This window comes from Rhizobium sp. RHZ01 (genome assembly GCF_014851595.1).
Classification (GTDB): Bacteria; Pseudomonadota; Alphaproteobacteria; order Rhizobiales; family Rhizobiaceae; genus Rhizobium; species Rhizobium altiplani.
In genome coordinates, this window is record NZ_JACUZZ010000009.1 from 60,765 (window position 1) to 77,663 (window position 16,899).

Here is a 16,899-nt window from a genome sequence, read left to right on the forward strand (position 1 = left end):
CTCGACAGGATGCGGTCCGTCAGGACGCCGTTCGGCCGGTTGCGGCGAAGGGCTCGAGCTCTGGATCGAAGTCAACCTCCACGACATTGTTGAAGACCGCTGTTGCGAGCATGATGCCGGCAAAGGCCACGAGATCGACCAGCGTCTTGGCATCGTAGCGCCCTTTCAGCTGCGTCCAGATCTCGGCGGGAACCGCGTTGGAATTGGCAACGATCGCCGTGCCGAAGGCATCGAGCAGCGCCTCTTCCTCGGAAAGTACCAAGGCCTCCGGGTCGAAACCTGCATTGATCAGTGCCCGGCGAAAGAAAGTGATTGCGATCCTTGAGTTCGCAGCTTTTGAAATGGAATGCGAGAAGATCCAGATCGGTCGATCCGCGATTGCAGAAAGCTCTGCGCGCAGCGTGAACCATTCGGCATAGATGCGGTGGGCGGCGGGCGAATGCAGCAAGGTACGCTTCATGTTCGTCATGCGCCCCCGTACCCTCATCTCCTCGTCATGCGCGGCCCGAATCTCTTCAGAGGCTGTGGTGTAGTCGATCTGCGGAATATGGCTCATGGCGGTGCTCGTTCGGTGGGTAAATCTAAATGACGCTTGAAAAATCGGAAAGGCCGGTGCTGCCCAGCAGCTTCAAGCACGGTGCAAATCCGCCCGACGAGACGAATCTCTCCGTTCGCGCTGGATATAGCAGGAAATCTCCAGGGCGTTCTTGACAATGTTCGGCCATCGAGACACGATGAAACCGGTTTCACTCGTGCTCATGGAGAGATCGTGCGGCTCGACCTGTCGATTCTCTTGCCCCATCTTGGCTTTCTCGCACAAGGCGCGCTGCTGACAGCAGAAGCGTGTGTTCTCGCGCTCGTCGGCAGCGTCATCATGGGCGCCTTCGTGGCAATCGCGCGCACATCCTCGTCAGCGGCGCTGCGGCGGACTGCGTTCGTCTATGTCGATATCTTCCGCAACGTGCCATTCATCGTGCAGCTGTTTTTCTTCTACTACGGCCTGCCCGAGATCGGTCTTTACATCGATGCGTTCACGACAGGCGTGATTGCGCTGTCGATCGCAGGCGGCGCATACGCGTCCGATATAATCCGCGCCGGTATCCTGGCGATCGATCAGGGCATCATCGAAGCAGCAGAGGTGAGCGGCTTGTCACGCAGGGTAATCTTCACCCGCATTGTCCTGCCGATCGCACTCAGGACATCCGTGCGCCCGCTCGGATCGGTTCTGATCAACATGATCCTCACCTCTTCGATCCTGTCCACGATCACGCTCAACGAACTGACCGGCTCGGCGCAGATCGTGGTGTCGCAGACCTACCGGCCGTTCGAAGTCTATGTTGTGCTTCTCGTCGTCTATGCGGCTTTGACCTATCTCGTATCGCTCGCGATTGCGATCCTCCATCGCCGTCTCAACCGTGACATGATGGAGGCGGTTGCCTGATGCGCTTTGCCGATTTTACAGCCTTTGATCTGGTTCTTCTCGCACAAGGGCTCGGGGTCAATATCGCGCTTTTTCTCGCGACCTCGCTGATCGGCCTGGTGATCGGCATTGCCTGGGCAATTGTGCGCTACTACCGTGTGCCCGTCCTCAGCGAAGTGATCACCTTCGTTTCTGAACTCCTGAAGAATTCGCCGGTGCTGGTGCAGCTGTTTCTGGTGTTCTTCGGTCTGCCGGGGCTATTCCATATCCGGGTCACGCCGGTTACCGCGGCGACGATCACGCTGTCGGCCAATACAGCCGCCTTCATCTATGTCATCGCGGTTTCGGCAATCGAGTCCATCGGCCGTGATCAGATCGAGGCGGCGCGAGTCTTCGGGCTTACACGATGGCAGGTCCTTCGACATGTGCTCGGCCCGCAGGCTGCCGCCTTCGCGGTCGGGCCACTGATTGCACTTCTCGTCAACCAGTTGCAGGTCACATCGCTGATCTCGGTGATCGGCGTGGTCGACCTTACCAAGATCGGCAACATCCTCAACATGCGAACGCTGAAGCCGTTTGTTGTATGGACGGCCGTTGGCTTGCTCTATTACGCCGCCGCCAAGCTGGTTGCCTTGCTTGGGACGCGCTTCGAAAATCGCCTTCGCGCCCACAGCGCCTGGAGAGGGCTCTGACATGATCAAAGTTGAAAACGTAAAAAAGGCCTTCGGCCAGACCACCGTGCTCGATGGTATCGATCTGACGATCGAGCTGGGCGAGGTCGTCTCGATCCTCGGCTCCTCCGGCTCGGGAAAGTCGACGCTGATCCGGTGCATCAATGGCCTGGAGAAGCTGAACGGCGGCCAGATCACGGTCGATGAGTTCGATGTCGGCAAACCCCGGGAACTGGCGGAGGCCCGCAAGCGGTCAGGTACGGTCTTCCAGCTCTTCAACCTCTATCCGCATATGACGGTGCTCGGCAACATCACGCTGGCGCCGATCGAGGTGTTGAAGAAACCGCGCGCTGAGGCGGAGGCGACGGCGCGAGCACTGCTCGAGTCGGTTGGTCTCGGGAGCCGGGCTGATGCCTATCCGGCGCAGCTTTCGGGCGGTCAGCGCCAGCGTGTCGGAATATGCCGGGCGCTTGCCATGCAGCCGCGCTATCTGCTGCTCGACGAAGTGACCAGCGCGCTTGATCCGGAGATGACGGCAGAAGTGCTGGCGATCCTTGCAAAGCTCGCCCAGGAAGGCACGACGATGCTGTTCGTGACGCACGAGGTCGAGTTCGCCAGGCAGATTTCGGATCGTATCGTGTTCCTCGACAAGGGCCGTCTGCTGGTCGACCTGCCGACCAAAGAGTTTTTCGCCGCCGACGGCGGCATGGCACAGCCGCGCGTCGCCCAGTTCCTTTCCAAGATGCGCAAAGATTAGAGGTTCAAGATGCTGCTTTTGGCCAATAAAGAAGCGTGGCCGGGTTTCCCGACCTCCGTGGAGATGCTGCGGGACGGTGCAATCAGTCTTGATGCAATGGTCGCCGGGATCAGCAAGGTGGAGAGCGAAGTCAAGGTCCGCAGCGTCGGCTATGGCGGCTGGCCCAACATGCTCGGCAACATGGAGCTGGACGCTGCGGTGATGGACGGCAACACACGTGATGTCGGGACAGTCGGTGCCGTGCCGAATACGCTGCCGGTGGCGCGTCTTGCCTATGAGGTGATGAAACGCCTTCCGCACGTCATGCTGACCGGCGACGGCGCTCGGCGCTTTGCAACTGAAATCGGTTTCGCAGAGGACGACGTGTTGTTCGAGGACAGCAGGCGGGTCTGGTGGGAACGATTGGAAAGGGAACTTTCGCCGGAGGATCTCGCGAAGTTTCCCAATATTCCGCTCGCGCCGTTGAGCCGCGCCATCACTGATCCGGAGCGTGTGCGCGATACGACCGTCTTCCTGTCGGCTGATTCAGCGCGCGGCATTCACGCGGCAACGTCCACCTCCGGCTGGGCGTGGAAATATCCAGGCCGCCTTGGCGATAGTCCGATCCCCGGCGCCGGCTTTTATGCCGACAGTCGCTATGGCGCGGCTGCCTGCACCCACACGGGCGAGATGACGATGCGCTGCTCGACAGCGCGCACCGTTGTTCTTGCAATGAAGCTTGGCTATTCGCTCTCCGACGCGGTGAAGCTCGCCGTCGATGAGCTCGATGAACTCTCCACCGGATTTCTCGCCGGCGTCGTGATCCATGCAGTCGACGCCGAGGGAAACCATGAGGTCGTGAATTTCAGATGCGAGGGCGAAATTCGCTACTGGCTCTGGGAGGAATCGATGCCCGAACCGGAACTGCGGGCAGCGAAACTGGCATAATCAAAAGAGGGAATGAAACCATGAAGCGTATTCTGACTACCCTTGCCGCCCTCGCCATCGCGGCCGGCTCGGCATTTCCGTCCTTTGCGGGAATGATCGATGACATCCGCTCGCGCGGCACCGTTCGGATCGGCGTATCGCTCGGCGGCGAGCCGATCGGCTTCCGTGACGCGCAGAACAATCCTGTTGGTTACGATGTCGACGTTGCGACGCTGCTGGCCCAGAAGCTCGGCGTACCCGTCGAATTCGTCGACGTTTCGGGTGACGCCCGGATCTCGATGCTCGTTTCGGGCCAGATCGACGTTGCCGTTGCCAATACCTCGGCAACGCTCGAGCGCGCCAAGACGGTGAATTTCACTATTCCCTACAATCGTGCTGGCTTGCGCATCATCGTTCAGAAGGATGCGGCTATCAAGGAGTTGAAGGACCTGGCCGGCAAGAAGGTTGTCGTCGGACGCGGCACGACGGGCGAGAGCTTCCTGAAGACTGCCGTTCCCGATGCCCAACTCGTCTACGTCGATCAGTTTGCTCCCGATGGCGTTCTGCAGCTGCAGCAGAAGCGCGTCGATGCGGCCATCGAAGATTCATCGCTGCTCGATTATCTGGCTACCAAGAATCCGTCGCTCGTGACGCTGCCTGGCCTCTATTCCAACGATCCGATCGGTATTGCCGTTGCCAAGGGCGACCCGGAATTCGTGCGCTGGCTCGACATGTTCGTTTCCGACTACATCCAGTCGGGTTCTTATGCAGCGAACTACAAGAAGTGGTGGGGTCCTGAATCCAATCCCCCTGCCCTGAACCCCCTGTGGTAACTTGAACTTCGGGCTGCCTCCTGGCAGCCCGTTTTCGTTTAAGCGGTGAGGCGGGGCACAAAACGTGTGGGCACCGTGACCGGCGGTTGCCCCGGCGTGAAATTGCCGGGGTTGGCAACGGATTCAACGATATGGCGAACATAGAGCAGCTTGTCGTAGCCAATGGACGAGATCGGATAGGCGTCGAAATCGGTCAGCGACAGATTGTCGAAACCGTAGAGCCGGAACCGCGATGGCCGACCAGCAGGAAAATCGGTCCGACAGACGTCAAGGATGCCCATCGCCATGGCATCGGATGTACAGAAGACCGCATCAGGACAATCGGCGCCGGCCAATGTGTTGGCCGCGGCATGCCCGCTCTCATAGGAATAGTCGCCCTGGACCGTCCGGGTGAGATTGATGCCGGAGCGCGAAAACGCCTCGTGGTAAGAGCGAATGCGTGCCTGCTCCACGGGAGAGGAGGCGCGGCCGGTGACGAGCCCGGCTGTGCGCACCATCTTCGACGCAGCGTCGGCCACAGCTTCCGCGATGCCGGCATCTTCGTCCGGGATGATTGCGGGGGAGAACTCGTCGTGCAGACCGTTCAGCATGATAACGCTGTCGGAACGGAACAAGCGACGGACAGTCGGGGCGTCAGCAAAGTCGGAGAAGACCAGCGCTGCGTCAACATGGTAGGCGACGCCGTTGCGCAGGAACTCGTCCACGCGCGCCACCGAGCCGATCCGGATCAATATGACCTGCTTGCCAATCGACTGGACCTGATCAATCAGCCGGTCGAACAGGTCGAGATCCGACAGATCGTGGATGTGGTTGACGACGACGGCGACCAGGTTGACGGTTTTGGTGGTCAGGCTCTGCGCCAGGAGGTTCGGCTTGTAGCCAAGGTTTGCGGCGGCGGCGATTACGCGCTCACGCTTCTCGGACGATACCGGCCGCGGTTCGTTCGACAGCGCCCGGCTCGCGACGGCGCGCGAGACACCCGCCAAGCGCGCGACATCGGCAATCGTGGGAGGGGCGTCGCGGCTATTGTCGTGATTCATGATCGAGAGCTTTCCACCTTTGATAGGGTGATATCGCAACGTTGCGTGCTTCGGCTATGCTAATCTTTTGCTGCTTGGCGGTCGGGCCGCCGCTGTACACGTTTTTGCGCCTTTTATCTTTGACGGGTTTTGATTTTCGCTTGGAGGAACTTGATGTCGATTAGTCTAGCACCTGTTGCATTGCCAAATTTCGGACCACTTGGAGTGCAGCCGAAAATCCCGTCGACGACCTACGCCGCGCGCGCGGACGCAGCCCTTGAGGCCGCTGGCACCGATTGGCTGGTCGTTTATGCTGATCGCGAGCATTTCGGAAACATCATGCATCTTTCCGGCTTCGAGCCCCGTTTCGAGGAGGCGCTGCTACTCCTCGGTCCTGGTGGGCGCCGCATCATCATCACCGGAAACGAATCCGAGAGCTATACGGCGATTGCCGGTCTTCCAGGTGTCGACGTATTGCGCGCGCAAACCTTCAGCCTCCTGGGACAGGACCGCAGTCAAAACCCGCGGCTCAGCGATCGACTGCGCGAGGCAGGGATCAAGAGCGGAGATTCCATTGGACTGGTCGGCTGGAAATATCTCGCGGCCGAGGAGGACGAAGAATATGGGCAGAGTTTCTTCGTTCCCCATTTCATCGTGAATGCGCTGCGCCGGGCGATCGGTCATTCGGCGCGACTGGTCGATGCGACGCCTGTGCTCATGCACCCGGAAACCGGCCATCGCGCGATCATCGATGTCGATCAGCTCGCGGCCTTCGAATGGGCCGCCGTGCGGTGCTCGGACGCGCTCTTCAGGGTCGTTTCCGGCGCAAGGGAGGGAGATACGGAATTCGAGGCTCTTGGCCGCCTCGGCTACGAGGGGGACCCTGTAAACGTCCACACCATGTTTGCTTCCGTCAGTGCCGGCGAGAGCATCATTGGTTTGCGAAGCCCGACGACCCGCCGCCTGAAGAAGGGAGATGGCGTAACGACCGCACTCGGTTACTGGGGGGCGTTGTCTTCGCGCGCCGGCCTGCTCACCGACCATGACGAGGCATTCCTGAAGCCCTCGAAGGCCTATTTCGAAGCCTTGATCACATGGTATGAGACCGCAGATATCGGCGTGACCGGCGGTGATCTGTTCTCCGCGGTCACCGAAAAGCTCAAATCCGCGGGACTCAACTCAGCGCTGAATCCCGGTCACCTTGGAAGTCACGAGGAGTGGCTTCATTCACCCGTACGCCCCGGCTCGACCGAGCGCTTGCGATCCGGCATGCCGTTCCAGGTCGACGTGATACCGGTGCCGATGCCTGCCGGTTGGGCTCTCAATTGCGAAGACATGGTGGCCTTCGCGGACGTTGGGCTGCGCGAAGAGATACGCCAGCGCTATCCTGACATGCATGCCCGCATTGCCGCACGACGCACTTTCATGGAAGATCAGCTCGGCGTGACACTTTCCGACAATATTCTGCCGTTCTCTTCGACGCCGCTCTATCTGCCGCCATTCTGGCTGCGGTCGGGCAACGTCCTCGTGCGGAAATGACGGAGGCTGGCGCGGCGCCTGAGCGGTGATCGGGCGCCGGTTGGTTGCTCACGCAGATGCCTTTTGTTCCTCAGCGCGGACACCGACGCCGTTTTCAACCTCGCCCGAGTGCATCAACCGGCGCATGGTCCGCAGCCGCTCGATGAGGTCGCTGCCGTCGACCGAGGCGCGGGTCAGTTCGAGCTGCTGATACTCGCGTGCCGCCTGCCGCCAATGTTCGCCACCGCGCCCCTCCGGCCGTCCTTCGGCTTCCCAGAGTGCGTAAGCGCGCTGATTGATCCAGTCGTCTTTGCTGCGTGACATACCAAGCCCAGCCGTGAAGGAACCTATTGTTGCCTTCAGGCTGACAAACGAGCATTACGGAGTCGTTACCGCAGTGCAAAAAATACGCTTCGGGGGCCTTCTCGTTTGCGATCAGTCGAGCTTCGGTTCATGACGGCGTTCGGCGAGCTCGACGATGATACCGTCGGGGTCGCGAAGGAATGCCACCCGGTCCAGCACCTCCGAATTGACGGCTGGACGCGGTCGCTCCTTGATTGCCACTCCGGCAGCCTCCAGCTTCGCGAAGCTTTCATCGACGTTATCGACAAGGAAGGTAATGTGCAGCACGCCCGATGTTGCGGCTGGAAGATCAGAGGCAGGCCCCGCGCCGCCGGGCGGCGCAAAAATCTCAAGCATGCCATTGCCACTATCCAGGAATGCCACTTCAGTGCCGTTTGCCATCGTTTTCCGTAAATGAAGGCGCAGACCCAGGAGGTCGCGGTAAAAGGCCAGTGACCTGTCCATGTCGCCGGTGACCATGCCGACATGCTCGAAGCTCTTGATCATGGATCAGGCCCCGGCCGCCAGACGCCGCTCTTCTTCCGGCAGCCAGGAATGGTAGAGCGGATGATCGGAAAGGATCGGCAGCGGTGTCGGCTTGCCGGTGCGCTGCGAATGATAGGCCGCCGTGACGAGCTCCAGTGAGTTGCGAGCATCCTCCAACGTCACCGGCGGCTCGCCTCCCGATGTCAGCGCATGGTGGAGCAGTTCGAACTGTCTGGTATAGCCGTCTTCCTTGACCGCATAACCGGCCAGCGCCTCATCGACACGCTGCTGATGCTCCTCGGTCCCGGCAACGAAGCTCCAGGGGTCCCGGCCCATCGTGTAGGGCTCGAGAATGCTTTCCGCGACGAGATTTGAAAAGCAGAACCGCAGACGCGAGATTTCTTTCCGTGAGCCCAGTGTCATCGACAGCGTCGCCAGCGAGCCGTTCTTCATCATCACCGAAAGGGCTGCCGTATCCTCGACCTGGATCGGGTTTACGAGTGTCGCCCCATAGGAAAAGATTTCCGCGCAAGCGCCGTGAACATAGTTCAGCATGTCATGCGCATGGATCGCGTGACCAAGCAGACCGCCGCCCAGCTCGGTCACCCATTTTCCGCGCCACGGGACGGCATAGTAGTCGGGGCCGCGCCACCAATGTGTTTCGATCGTGGTGAGGAACGGCGTCCCGGTCAGGCCGAGGTCGATCAGCATTTTCAGCTTCTGAAGTCCCGAGCCATACCGGTACTGAAATATCGGCATCAGTTGCGGACCTTCGGCTCGCGCTACGATCCTAGCCATCTCGTCCACTTCGGCGATAGAACCGAAAAGCGGCTTCTCGCAAATGACATGTTTTCCCGCCTCGATTGCCTTGCGGCAGAGCTCGAAATGCGAACTTGGCGGGGTGCAGATATCGATGATGTCAAGATCCGCACGAGCGATCATCGTCTCGGCATCCTGGGTATATTCGGGAATGCCAAACTCCCCGCAAAGCGCTTGGCCGCGTTCCTCGTCCAGCGAACAAAGGACCGCAACCTCAAACAGATCCTTGTTCCAGGCAAAGCCTGTCAGGTGGCGCGAGGCGATCCCCGCTCCGATGATGCCGACACGAAACTTCTTGGACATGGCGGATTCCTCAACGATGACCCAGGCGCGCTGCCCTTGATTGTGCTTCCAGCGAAAGGCGGCAGACTTCGTAAACATGAGCCTGGGACATCGCCGTCTCCGTACGGTCGCGCACGTCGGCGGCGAAGGCATCGAAATAGTCGAGCTTTTCACCGCTGCAATCGATGTGCGTCATCTCCGTGCCGTTGACGAGGAAGAGGTGGTCCTTGCCGGGCCGTCCGGCGATATCGATGTATTTGCGCAGTTCGATGTAGCCTTCGGTGCCAAGGATGGTCAGGCGACCATCACCCCAGGTCGGCAGCGCCTCCGGGGTGAACCAGTCGACCCGCACATAGCCTGAGGCTTTCTCGGAGCGAAGCAGTACCTCGCCGAAGTCCTGAAAGGCCGGCTTGTCGGACATGCCGAAGTTTCCGACCGAGCTTGCGACAACCTCGCCGCTGGTCGAGCCCGTATAGAAGAGAAACTGGTCGACCTGATGCGAAGCAATATCCACGATGATGCCGCCGAACTGCTCCGGATCGAAGAACCAGGCGGGGCGTGTGGGCAACTGCAGCCTGTGCGGCCCCATGCCGAGCGTCTGGATCACCGTGCCGATCGCCCCCTCCTTGACGAGCTTGCCCGCCTTGACAGCGGATCGCACGCAATGGCGCTCGGAAAAGCAGATCGAAAAGATGCGACCGGTGTCGGCGACGGTGCGCTTGACTTCCTCGAGTTGGGCAAAAGTCGTCACGCCTGGCTTGTCGGTCATGACATCCTTGCCGGCCTTCATCGCACGGACGGCCAATCCGGCGCGGTCGCGCGGGATTGCGGCGATGCAGATCACGTCGATCGAAGGATCAGCGAAGATCCTATCGCGATCGATCTGCGGCGTATCCGGATAGGTCTTCTTGAAGTTTTCCAAGAGCGCTGGCACTGAGGTCTGCGGGCAGTATCCAACGAACTCGGCACCGGCCGCAAGCAGGCCCTTCACATGATCAAACGTGTGCCCATGATCGATCCCGACGACGGCAAATCTCAACATAACAGCAATGTCCTCCTGGAAATTTCTAGCGTGCAGTCTTGAGCCCTACGCGGTCTCCTCTGGTCGAAGCAGACAGCGAAACTCAGAGGCTGTCAAGCTTGGACAGGCAGTGGAATTTCAGCGAAATCAGGCTAACATTAGGAAAATAAACGATAAAATTTTGTATCTAAATAGTTATTTAATTGATTGAGGTGAGGTAAGGCATGTCGGCAGCGGCGGCTCGCTCGTATCAGGTATCTCCACACGCCATCGATGCTAAAGATTCTCGGAAAAATCCGACCGCGGCGCAAATGCCACTTATCGGACTGAGCAGGCACTCGCTTTTGAGATTAGTATCGCCGGTGGGATCGAACGATGGTACCGGTCGGGGCGCCTAGCGAATCAACGCCGACAACCAAGCGAACCAGCGGCTCTTGAAGCACCTTTATTGAGTCCGCGAGGGAGTGAGCTTCGTTCAGGATCCGCCAGCCGTCCGGCTTAACGTGAGACTTGATCACATCCCGAACATTGTACGCTGTCAGCAAAAGCAGGCTTTCCTCCGCTTTCGACCTCTCGCTAACAAATCTTATGACGTCAAATATAGTGAATGCGGCCTGGGGAACGCCCTCGGCATCTACATATACGATCGCAGGATGAGCGTAGTCTATCTTGTGGAATATCTCATCGATTGTCGTCGTCGCATCCACTCGCAAAAACGTCCTATCGAGCTTCGAACTCAATCTCGTGCCGCCCGTGCCCGACCGGGTGGGACGCGTCCGGAGTACCTCGCCGACGGTGGTGTGATGACGCATCCACTCCCTTACAACGGGATTACAATAGCCAACGAGCTTTAGAATCGTTGCCTGAACAGTGGGTGCATTCTCCGATAAGATCGGTTCATGATGTGCAATGCGGTTTCGAAAGTTGTTCACCAACTTCACCGCATCCTGGATATTCTGACGCGTTGTTCCGATGGGCATGTGTGGAAATGCCACGTTCAGGGTAAATCGCCAGATGTCACCGTACTCTGGCCGGAAAAGGTTGGACCAGAAATCGAAAGTAAGCGCGGCGACGGTCTTGCTTGTCCCCTGCCCTTGCGACCGCGAGACCGCCAAGTCGAGGGCTCGAATACCATGCACGGGATCTAACAGCCCTCGAAAAACCGGATTACTGGGCCAGTCTTCGCCAAAATCCTTGGTCAGAATTTGGTTCACCCTATTTCTGAGGGTAACTTCCACGACGTTCAGCGGAAACAGGAACGCCTTTGCAAGCCTACTGTTGTAAAGATAGAGAGCGGCTGCATAATCTGCATGGTTACCGGCCAATCTTAGATACGTTCCGAAACGCGGTTCAGACAAACTGTCTCGCAGTTCTTTCAGTGATGGTCCGTCGTAATGATACGGGACTTGACTTTCAGCCATGTTTGATACACGTTCCACCCAGAGCAGTCGACGAGGCCTCTCTGGCAGATGCTGAAAAGCATTTCGCTACGCGCCCACGACAACTTATTTAGTGCACCAGGTCAGGCTAGCCCTCACCTGGTGTTTCTATTTCAAGCACCTGATTCGACTGTAGGCGCCAAAGCTAAAGCATTTATTGCGATCAGCGCAAGCGCAAGATCTGGGCACCGCGACCGCTGCGCCACCAGCGTCGGCCCGCCGACGACACGACGAGCGGACTTCCCGATTGGACCTCCTCGATGCGTCGCTGCTCGCGACGAGTCGTGAGCCAGATACTAGTCCTCGCCCTTTGAATTCTTGGCCTTGCGTCCGGCAAGATCGATATCGTGGGCTGCCTGTTCTATGAGCTTGCTCGCAGCCGCTCCGGCGCCATCGACATCGCGCATGCGCAACGCTTCCACCACGGCGTGATGACACCGAACGGCATCATCGCGATTGAAGACGGTCTTGTTGGAGGTCTCGAACGAGTACGTGAGGGCTGCATCGATCAGGCTGCTGATCTGCCTCAGAACAGGATTGTGGCTGGCTCGATACAGAATACGGTGAAACTCGACATCGGCAGATGAGAACTTCTCGACGTCCTCGCTGGCTTCTTTCATGAGTTGCCAAGCGCCATCCAGGTCAGCGATCTCGCGGAGGGTCGCACGCTCGGCGGCCAGACTGGCGGCGAGCGGCTCAAGCACACGTCGGGTTTCCAGGACCGCGCCAAGGAGGTTGGCATCGAAGAGCCCTGGTCCGTGCCAGCTGATCACCTGAGGATCCAGCAGGCTCCAATTGTCCGGGTCAGAAACGACTGTGCCCACCCGGGGCCGCGTCACCACCAGACCCTTAGCGGCGAGAACCTTGATCGCCTCTCTTATGACCGTACGACTGACTCCGTACGCAGTCCCCAATTCGTTTTCAGTGGGAAGTGCAGTGCCGGGAGCGTATTTTCCCGACAAAACTTCCTCAGCTAGCGCTCTTGTCACATCGGGCATCACCCGGGGGCGCTGGCCTCCAGAAGCGCTCGTTTCTCCGATGTTTTGCGCCGAGCGCATCACGATTCTCCTCACTCTTTGACGCCACTTTTCTATCAGATCGCGGAGTCGGGAAACAAGCTAGTTAGGCCAGCGATATAAATTCATCGGACAAGCCTGACCGCGGGGACTCACGCCGGATGCTGCTGGACACTCAAGCCCCCATCTACGGTCAGGCAGGTAGCGTTCATGAACGGGCACTCGTCGGAGATCATAAAAACCGCCGCCATTGCAATCTCTTCAGGAGACGCAATTCTTCCGCCGGGATGAAGCTTCATCGTCTCGGCCTTCGCCGCCTCGGGATCGGGAAAGCTATTCCAGTAGTCGATAACCTTCTGCGTGGCGACATAGCCAGGAGCCAGCGCATTCACGCGAACGTTCTTCGCCGCATATTCCAGGCCCAGCGACTTCGTCATGCCGAGAAGCGCGTGTTTGGCCAGGGGGTATGGAAACGTATGTGGAATGATCGTGAAGGCATGGGTGGACGCGATGTTGAGGATCACCCCACCCCCCTGCTCGATCAGCCCGGGTAAAACCGCCTTCGAGCAGTTCCATGCCCCTTTCAGGTTGATGTCGAAGCAACGGTTCCATTCGTCGTCTGTCGTTTCCAGCGGCTCCGAGAAAACATTGACCCCGGCATTGTTCACCAATGCGTTTATCTGGCCAAAATCGTCGGAAGCTTGGCTGGCAGCCTGTCTGATCGCGGCGCCATCCGTGATGTCCACCGCGTGTGCTATCACTCGATAGCCCTCTTCTCGCAGCTTCAATGCCTCGGCGTTCAGGAGAGCCTCGTCACGGTCGATGAGAAGTAGGCTTGCGTCTTCTCGGACAAATCCTTTGGCAATGGCAAGGCCAATGCCCTGTGCCGCGCCCGTTATCATGATGCGCTTGCCTGACAGCCGCTTCGACATAAGTGTTTACTCCTCCGACTTTCCTGTGATGCCGCCATCCGGTTCACACCTGATGTGCGGCAACCGTTGTATGCCTGTACCGTATGCCATCCGTCAGCTTGTCTCGACCCGCAAACGGAAACCTCCCATAAGCGACTCGCCCGGTGCGAGAACCCTAAGCCCACCAAGGCCCGGTAAATTGTGCCCGTTCGCCAGGTGAGACATGGGCTCGAAGCAGAAATAATCCCGCTTGAACCCGGGATCGAAGGTCGTGTCCGACAGGAAAAGGATAGCGTGCCGAAGTATCGGATCAGCCTCCATACTGAGCGCGACGCCATGCTCGGGCCACGAGATTCTCGCGTGGCCGTTCCAGTTCTCAAATCCGTTGTTGACCCATCGATGAGGCAGACCGATGGCTCGGCTGAAGTCCAGATCCGCTGGAATGCTCGTCCGCTCTCCTGGCAGCCATCCCTCGACCTCCGTCCAGAATGCCTCGGCGCGGGCCTCAAGTGTGGTCTGGGGCGTCAACGGGAAATATGGATGCCAGCCGAGACCGAATGGTAATTTTTGACGACCGCGATTTTCGACCGTCATCGCGATTGTCAGGCTGTCGTCGTCGATCGTAAAGCACTGGCTCGCCAGATACTCATAGGGCGTGTGCCCGCCCCTGTGCTCAAAGCTCATCTCGATCGACCTGTCGGTCTGCCCGCCGAGGTGCCAGTCAGCTAGCCAACCGTCTCCGTGGAGGTAGTGAGCGTCCCATTCGGTATTCGGGCTAAGGGTAAACACAGCTCCGTCGAAGACAAATCTGTTGCCCCTAACGCGATTACCGAAAGGGACAAGCGGAAAGCAGGACGCTTCGGGTGCGCCTGCATCGACGTTGGGTGCAGGTCTGAGCAGCGGCACTCTCCGGCCGTCGCCCTGCTTCCACAGGCCAAGGATCGATCCCCCATGGGTGCTTACCCGAAGCGAAAGTGATCCTGAGCCGATATCCACGAGTGTCACAGCTTAGCCCTCTGGACCCTGATCCATAACCGTCGATCGAGAAGTGTCCTCAGCTGGGCTTGAGAGGTTCGCACCATCACCACTCGGCAAAGCTGCCGTCTTCGTGACGCCAAATCGGATTGCGCCAGCGATGACCTTCCTTGGCACGCTCGATCACGTACTCCTCGTTCACCTCGACACCCAAACCTGGGCCTTGCGGAATGCTGACGAAACCGTCGGCATAATGGAACACCTCCTTGTTGGAGATGTAATCCAGAATATCGTTGCCCGTGTTGTAATGGATACCCAGGCTCTGCTCCTGGATGAAGGCGTTGTAGCTGACAGCATCGACCTGGAGGCACGCAGCAAGCGCGATCGGACCGAGCGGGCAATGCGGCGCGACGGCGACATCATACGCTTCTGCCATCGCGGCGATCTTTCTACACTCTGTGATACCGCCAGCGTGGCTGAGGTCCGGCTGTATGATATCGACATACCCGTCCGCCAGCACGGACTTGAAGTCCCAGCGCGAATAGAGACGTTCCCCAAGCGCGATCGGGGTCGAGCAATGGTTGGCGATTTCCTTCAGCGTCTCGCGATGCTCGGAGAGCACGGGCTCTTCAATAAACATAAGCTTGTAGGGCTCCAGTTCCTTGGCAAGAACCTTTGCCATCGGCTTGTGAACGCGACCATGGAAATCCACACCGATTCCGATGTGCGGGCCGATTGCTTCCCGGATTGTCGCGATTGTCTGGACAGCCTTGTCGATTTTCTCGTTCGTATCGACGATCTGCATCTCTTCGCAGCCATTGAGCTTGATCGCTTTGAACCCGCGAGCGACGACGTCCCTGGCATTTGCTGCAACATCTGCCGGGCGGTCCCCACCAATCCAGGAGTAGACCTTGATCCTATCGCGTACCTGGCCGCCGAGCAGCGAATGGATCGGCTGCCCCAGCGCCTTGCCCTTGATGTCCCAGAGTGCCTGATCGATTCCCGCAAGCGCCGACATGTGGATGGCTCCGCCGCGATAGAAGCCGCCGCGGTACATCACCGTCCAGTGGTCCTCGATCAGGAAGGGGTCCTTGCCGATGAGGTAGTCTGCCAGCTCATGCACTGCCGCCTCGACGGTTAGAGCACGCCCCTCGACGACCGGTTCACCCCAACCGACAATGCCCTCGTCGGTCTCGATCTTCAAAAACAACCAGCGCGGCGGAACCATGTATGTCGTCAGCTTCGTAATCTTCATCCGTACTCTCCTCAGCGCGTCGAAGTCAGCTCAAACGCGGTTCTATAGTCACGTCGACGCGGCATTCCTCCCGCTACCAAGGCATGTAGCCAATTTTTCATACAATAGCAATTGACTGGTATGATAAATTGAAATAGTTCATCTACATGCCAGGGAGGCATAGTGTTTCCACCAGGAGGGAGAGAGAAATGCGCATTTTTCGTGCAGCAGTTTTGTTCGGGACCGTGGCCCTGATGGCCGCAAGTTCTGCTTTCGCGGCTGACGTCAAGATTGGCTTCATCGTCAAGCAGCCCGAAGAACCGTGGTTCCAGGACGAATGGAAGTTCGCCGACGTAGCAGCCAAGGAAAAGGGCTTCACGCTCGTCAAGATCGGTGCGGAAGACGGTGAGAAGGTTCAGTCCGCCATCGACAACCTGGGAGCACAGGGTGCTCAGGGCTTCATCATCTGCACTCCTGACGTCAAGCTTGGACCAGGCATCGTAGCCAAGGCCGCGGCCAATGACCTCAAGATCATGACCGTCGACGACCGCCTGGTAAACGCCGATGGCAGCCCGCTTGAGGACGTGCCTCACATGGGTATCTCGGCGACCAAGATCGGTGAGGCCGTTGGCCAGACGATCGCCGACGAGGTCAAGAAGCGTGGCTGGGACGTGAAGGAAGTGGGCGTAATCCGCGTCTCCTACGACCAGCTTCCGACTGCCGTTGACCGTGTGAACGGTGCCCTCTCTGTGCTCAAGGCTGCCGGGTTCCCGGAAACCAACATCTTCGACGCCCCTCAGGCCAAGACCGACACGGAAGCCGCCCTCAACGCAGCCACGGTCGTGCTCAACAAGAACGCTGGTATCAAGAAGTGGGTCGCAGTCGGCCTCAATGACGAAGCCGTGCTTGGTGCTGTTCGCGCCACCGAAACGGTTGGCATCCCCGCCGACAGCATGATCGGCGTCGGCATCGGCGGTGCGGATTCGGCAATCAACGAGTTCAAGAAGCCGACGGCAACGGGCTTCTTCGGCACTGTGATCATCTCGCCGAAGCGCCATGGCTACGAAACCGCGCTCAACATGTATGAGTGGGTAGCCAACGGCAAAGAACCTGAGAAGCTGATCCTGACGGCTGGCCAGCTCGCGCTGCGCGACAACTACGAGGCAGTCCGCAAGGAACTGGGTATCGAATGATCAGCTACTAAGATGAATTCAGTCCGGCGGCTTTTTGTCGCCGGACCTTCTCATGGG

General features: G+C 58.8%; 18 protein-coding genes. 7 read left to right on the plus strand and 11 right to left on the minus strand.

What is annotated here, in order from left to right:
• Positions 1-19: 19 nt before the first annotated feature.
• Complete coding sequence (locus tag IB248_RS11870; protein ID WP_192240849.1) at positions 20-556, minus strand: hypothetical protein; 537 nt, start codon at positions 554-556, stop codon at positions 20-22.
• Between the two features lie 213 nt (positions 557-769).
• Between IB248_RS11870 and IB248_RS11875 the strand changes: the two genes are divergently transcribed.
• The 5 genes from IB248_RS11875 to IB248_RS11895 are packed head-to-tail and all read left to right on the plus strand — an operon-like array spanning position 770 to position 4,587.
• Positions 770-1,441, plus strand: a complete 672-nt coding sequence (locus tag IB248_RS11875; protein WP_192240850.1) for an amino acid ABC transporter permease — start codon at positions 770-772, stop codon at positions 1,439-1,441.
• Complete coding sequence (locus IB248_RS11880) at positions 1,441-2,112, plus strand: amino acid ABC transporter permease (RefSeq protein ID WP_192240851.1); 672 nt, start codon at positions 1,441-1,443, stop codon at positions 2,110-2,112. Before IB248_RS11875 ends, IB248_RS11880 begins: the two co-directional genes overlap by 1 nt.
• Position 2,113: 1 nt before the next feature.
• Positions 2,114-2,848, plus strand: coding sequence for an amino acid ABC transporter ATP-binding protein (locus tag IB248_RS11885; RefSeq protein WP_018856164.1), 735 nt, complete (start codon positions 2,114-2,116; stop codon positions 2,846-2,848).
• Between the two features lie 9 nt (positions 2,849-2,857).
• On the plus strand, positions 2,858-3,775 hold the full coding sequence (locus tag IB248_RS11890; RefSeq protein WP_169680352.1) for a N(4)-(beta-N-acetylglucosaminyl)-L-asparaginase: 918 nt from the start codon (positions 2,858-2,860) through the stop codon (positions 3,773-3,775).
• Between the two features lie 20 nt (positions 3,776-3,795).
• Complete coding sequence (locus IB248_RS11895; RefSeq protein WP_192240852.1) at positions 3,796-4,587, plus strand: transporter substrate-binding domain-containing protein; 792 nt, start codon at positions 3,796-3,798, stop codon at positions 4,585-4,587.
• A gap of 38 nt (positions 4,588-4,625) precedes the next feature.
• Here the strand turns inward: IB248_RS11895 and IB248_RS11900 are convergent, their stop codons facing one another.
• Complete coding sequence (locus tag IB248_RS11900; RefSeq protein ID WP_192240853.1) at positions 4,626-5,627, minus strand: LacI family DNA-binding transcriptional regulator; 1,002 nt, start codon at positions 5,625-5,627, stop codon at positions 4,626-4,628.
• A gap of 153 nt (positions 5,628-5,780) precedes the next feature.
• Between IB248_RS11900 and IB248_RS11905 the strand changes: the two genes are divergently transcribed.
• Positions 5,781-7,145, plus strand: a complete 1,365-nt coding sequence (locus IB248_RS11905) for a M24 family metallopeptidase (RefSeq protein WP_192240854.1) — start codon at positions 5,781-5,783, stop codon at positions 7,143-7,145.
• Positions 7,146-7,193: 48 nt separating this feature from the next.
• Here IB248_RS11905 and IB248_RS11910 read toward each other — a convergent pair whose 3' ends face one another.
• The 9 genes from IB248_RS11910 to dgoD all read right to left on the minus strand — a co-directional run bounded on the left by IB248_RS11910 (position 7,194) and on the right by dgoD (position 15,670).
• A complete protein-coding gene (locus IB248_RS11910; RefSeq protein ID WP_192240855.1) occupies positions 7,194-7,448 on the minus strand; it encodes a DUF2934 domain-containing protein in 255 nt (84 codons plus the stop codon).
• Positions 7,449-7,559: 111 nt separating this feature from the next.
• The gene (locus IB248_RS11915) at positions 7,560-7,973 is read right to left on the minus strand and encodes a VOC family protein (protein ID WP_192240856.1); all 414 of its coding nucleotides are present in this window, start codon (positions 7,971-7,973) and stop codon (positions 7,560-7,562) included.
• Positions 7,974-7,976: 3 nt separating this feature from the next.
• Positions 7,977-9,074, minus strand: a complete 1,098-nt coding sequence (locus tag IB248_RS11920) for a Gfo/Idh/MocA family oxidoreductase (RefSeq protein ID WP_192240857.1) — start codon at positions 9,072-9,074, stop codon at positions 7,977-7,979.
• Between the two features lie 10 nt (positions 9,075-9,084).
• Entirely contained in the window at positions 9,085-10,095 is a 1,011-nt protein-coding gene (locus IB248_RS11925) for a Gfo/Idh/MocA family oxidoreductase (protein ID WP_018856156.1), read from the minus strand.
• Positions 10,096-10,424: 329 nt separating this feature from the next.
• Positions 10,425-11,495 carry an Abi family protein gene (locus IB248_RS11930; protein ID WP_192240858.1) on the minus strand — a complete coding sequence of 357 codons (1,071 nt, stop codon included), beginning with the start codon at positions 11,493-11,495 and terminating at the stop codon, positions 10,425-10,427.
• Between the two features lie 314 nt (positions 11,496-11,809).
• Positions 11,810-12,571: a FadR/GntR family transcriptional regulator gene (locus tag IB248_RS11935; protein WP_062368296.1), complete on the minus strand. Its 762-nt coding sequence runs from the start codon at positions 12,569-12,571 to the stop codon at positions 11,810-11,812.
• 110 nt (positions 12,572-12,681) lie between these two features.
• Positions 12,682-13,461 carry an SDR family oxidoreductase gene (locus tag IB248_RS11940; RefSeq protein ID WP_192240859.1) on the minus strand — a complete coding sequence of 260 codons (780 nt, stop codon included), beginning with the start codon at positions 13,459-13,461 and terminating at the stop codon, positions 12,682-12,684.
• A gap of 93 nt (positions 13,462-13,554) precedes the next feature.
• Entirely contained in the window at positions 13,555-14,445 is an 891-nt protein-coding gene (locus tag IB248_RS11945; RefSeq protein WP_192240860.1) for an aldose 1-epimerase, read from the minus strand.
• Between the two features lie 76 nt (positions 14,446-14,521).
• The gene (gene dgoD, locus IB248_RS11950; protein ID WP_192240861.1) at positions 14,522-15,670 is read right to left on the minus strand and encodes a galactonate dehydratase; all 1,149 of its coding nucleotides are present in this window, start codon (positions 15,668-15,670) and stop codon (positions 14,522-14,524) included.
• 188 nt (positions 15,671-15,858) lie between these two features.
• On the opposite strand from dgoD, the gene IB248_RS11955 reads away from it, so the two are divergent.
• Positions 15,859-16,842: an arabinose ABC transporter substrate-binding protein gene (locus IB248_RS11955; protein WP_192240862.1), complete on the plus strand. Its 984-nt coding sequence runs from the start codon at positions 15,859-15,861 to the stop codon at positions 16,840-16,842.
• The last annotated feature ends 57 nt before the right edge of the window (positions 16,843-16,899 follow it).

Excerpts from the sequence above, each read along its gene's own strand:
- IB248_RS11870 (WP_192240849.1), bottom strand. The coding sequence starts at position 556 with ATGAGCCATATTCCGCAGATCGACTACACCACAGCCTCTGAAGAGATT.
- IB248_RS11880 (WP_192240851.1), top strand. The coding sequence starts at position 1,441 with ATGCGCTTTGCCGATTTTACAGCCTTTGATCTGGTTCTTCTCGCACAA.
- IB248_RS11885 (WP_018856164.1), top strand. The coding sequence starts at position 2,114 with ATGATCAAAGTTGAAAACGTAAAAAAGGCCTTCGGCCAGACCACCGTG.
- IB248_RS11890 (WP_169680352.1), top strand. The coding sequence starts at position 2,858 with ATGCTGCTTTTGGCCAATAAAGAAGCGTGGCCGGGTTTCCCGACCTCC.
- IB248_RS11895 (WP_192240852.1), top strand. The coding sequence starts at position 3,796 with ATGAAGCGTATTCTGACTACCCTTGCCGCCCTCGCCATCGCGGCCGGC.
- IB248_RS11900 (WP_192240853.1), bottom strand. The coding sequence starts at position 5,627 with ATGAATCACGACAATAGCCGCGACGCCCCTCCCACGATTGCCGATGTC.
- IB248_RS11905 (WP_192240854.1), top strand. The coding sequence starts at position 5,781 with ATGTCGATTAGTCTAGCACCTGTTGCATTGCCAAATTTCGGACCACTT.
- IB248_RS11910 (WP_192240855.1), bottom strand. The coding sequence starts at position 7,448 with ATGTCACGCAGCAAAGACGACTGGATCAATCAGCGCGCTTACGCACTC.
- IB248_RS11915 (WP_192240856.1), bottom strand. The coding sequence starts at position 7,973 with ATGATCAAGAGCTTCGAGCATGTCGGCATGGTCACCGGCGACATGGAC.
- IB248_RS11920 (WP_192240857.1), bottom strand. The coding sequence starts at position 9,074 with ATGTCCAAGAAGTTTCGTGTCGGCATCATCGGAGCGGGGATCGCCTCG.
- IB248_RS11925 (WP_018856156.1), bottom strand. The coding sequence starts at position 10,095 with ATGTTGAGATTTGCCGTCGTCGGGATCGATCATGGGCACACGTTTGAT.
- IB248_RS11930 (WP_192240858.1), bottom strand. The coding sequence starts at position 11,495 with ATGGCTGAAAGTCAAGTCCCGTATCATTACGACGGACCATCACTGAAA.
- IB248_RS11935 (WP_062368296.1), bottom strand. The coding sequence starts at position 12,571 with ATGCGCTCGGCGCAAAACATCGGAGAAACGAGCGCTTCTGGAGGCCAG.
- IB248_RS11940 (WP_192240859.1), bottom strand. The coding sequence starts at position 13,461 with ATGTCGAAGCGGCTGTCAGGCAAGCGCATCATGATAACGGGCGCGGCA.
- dgoD (WP_192240861.1), bottom strand. The coding sequence starts at position 15,670 with ATGAAGATTACGAAGCTGACGACATACATGGTTCCGCCGCGCTGGTTG.
- IB248_RS11955 (WP_192240862.1), top strand. The coding sequence starts at position 15,859 with ATGCGCATTTTTCGTGCAGCAGTTTTGTTCGGGACCGTGGCCCTGATG.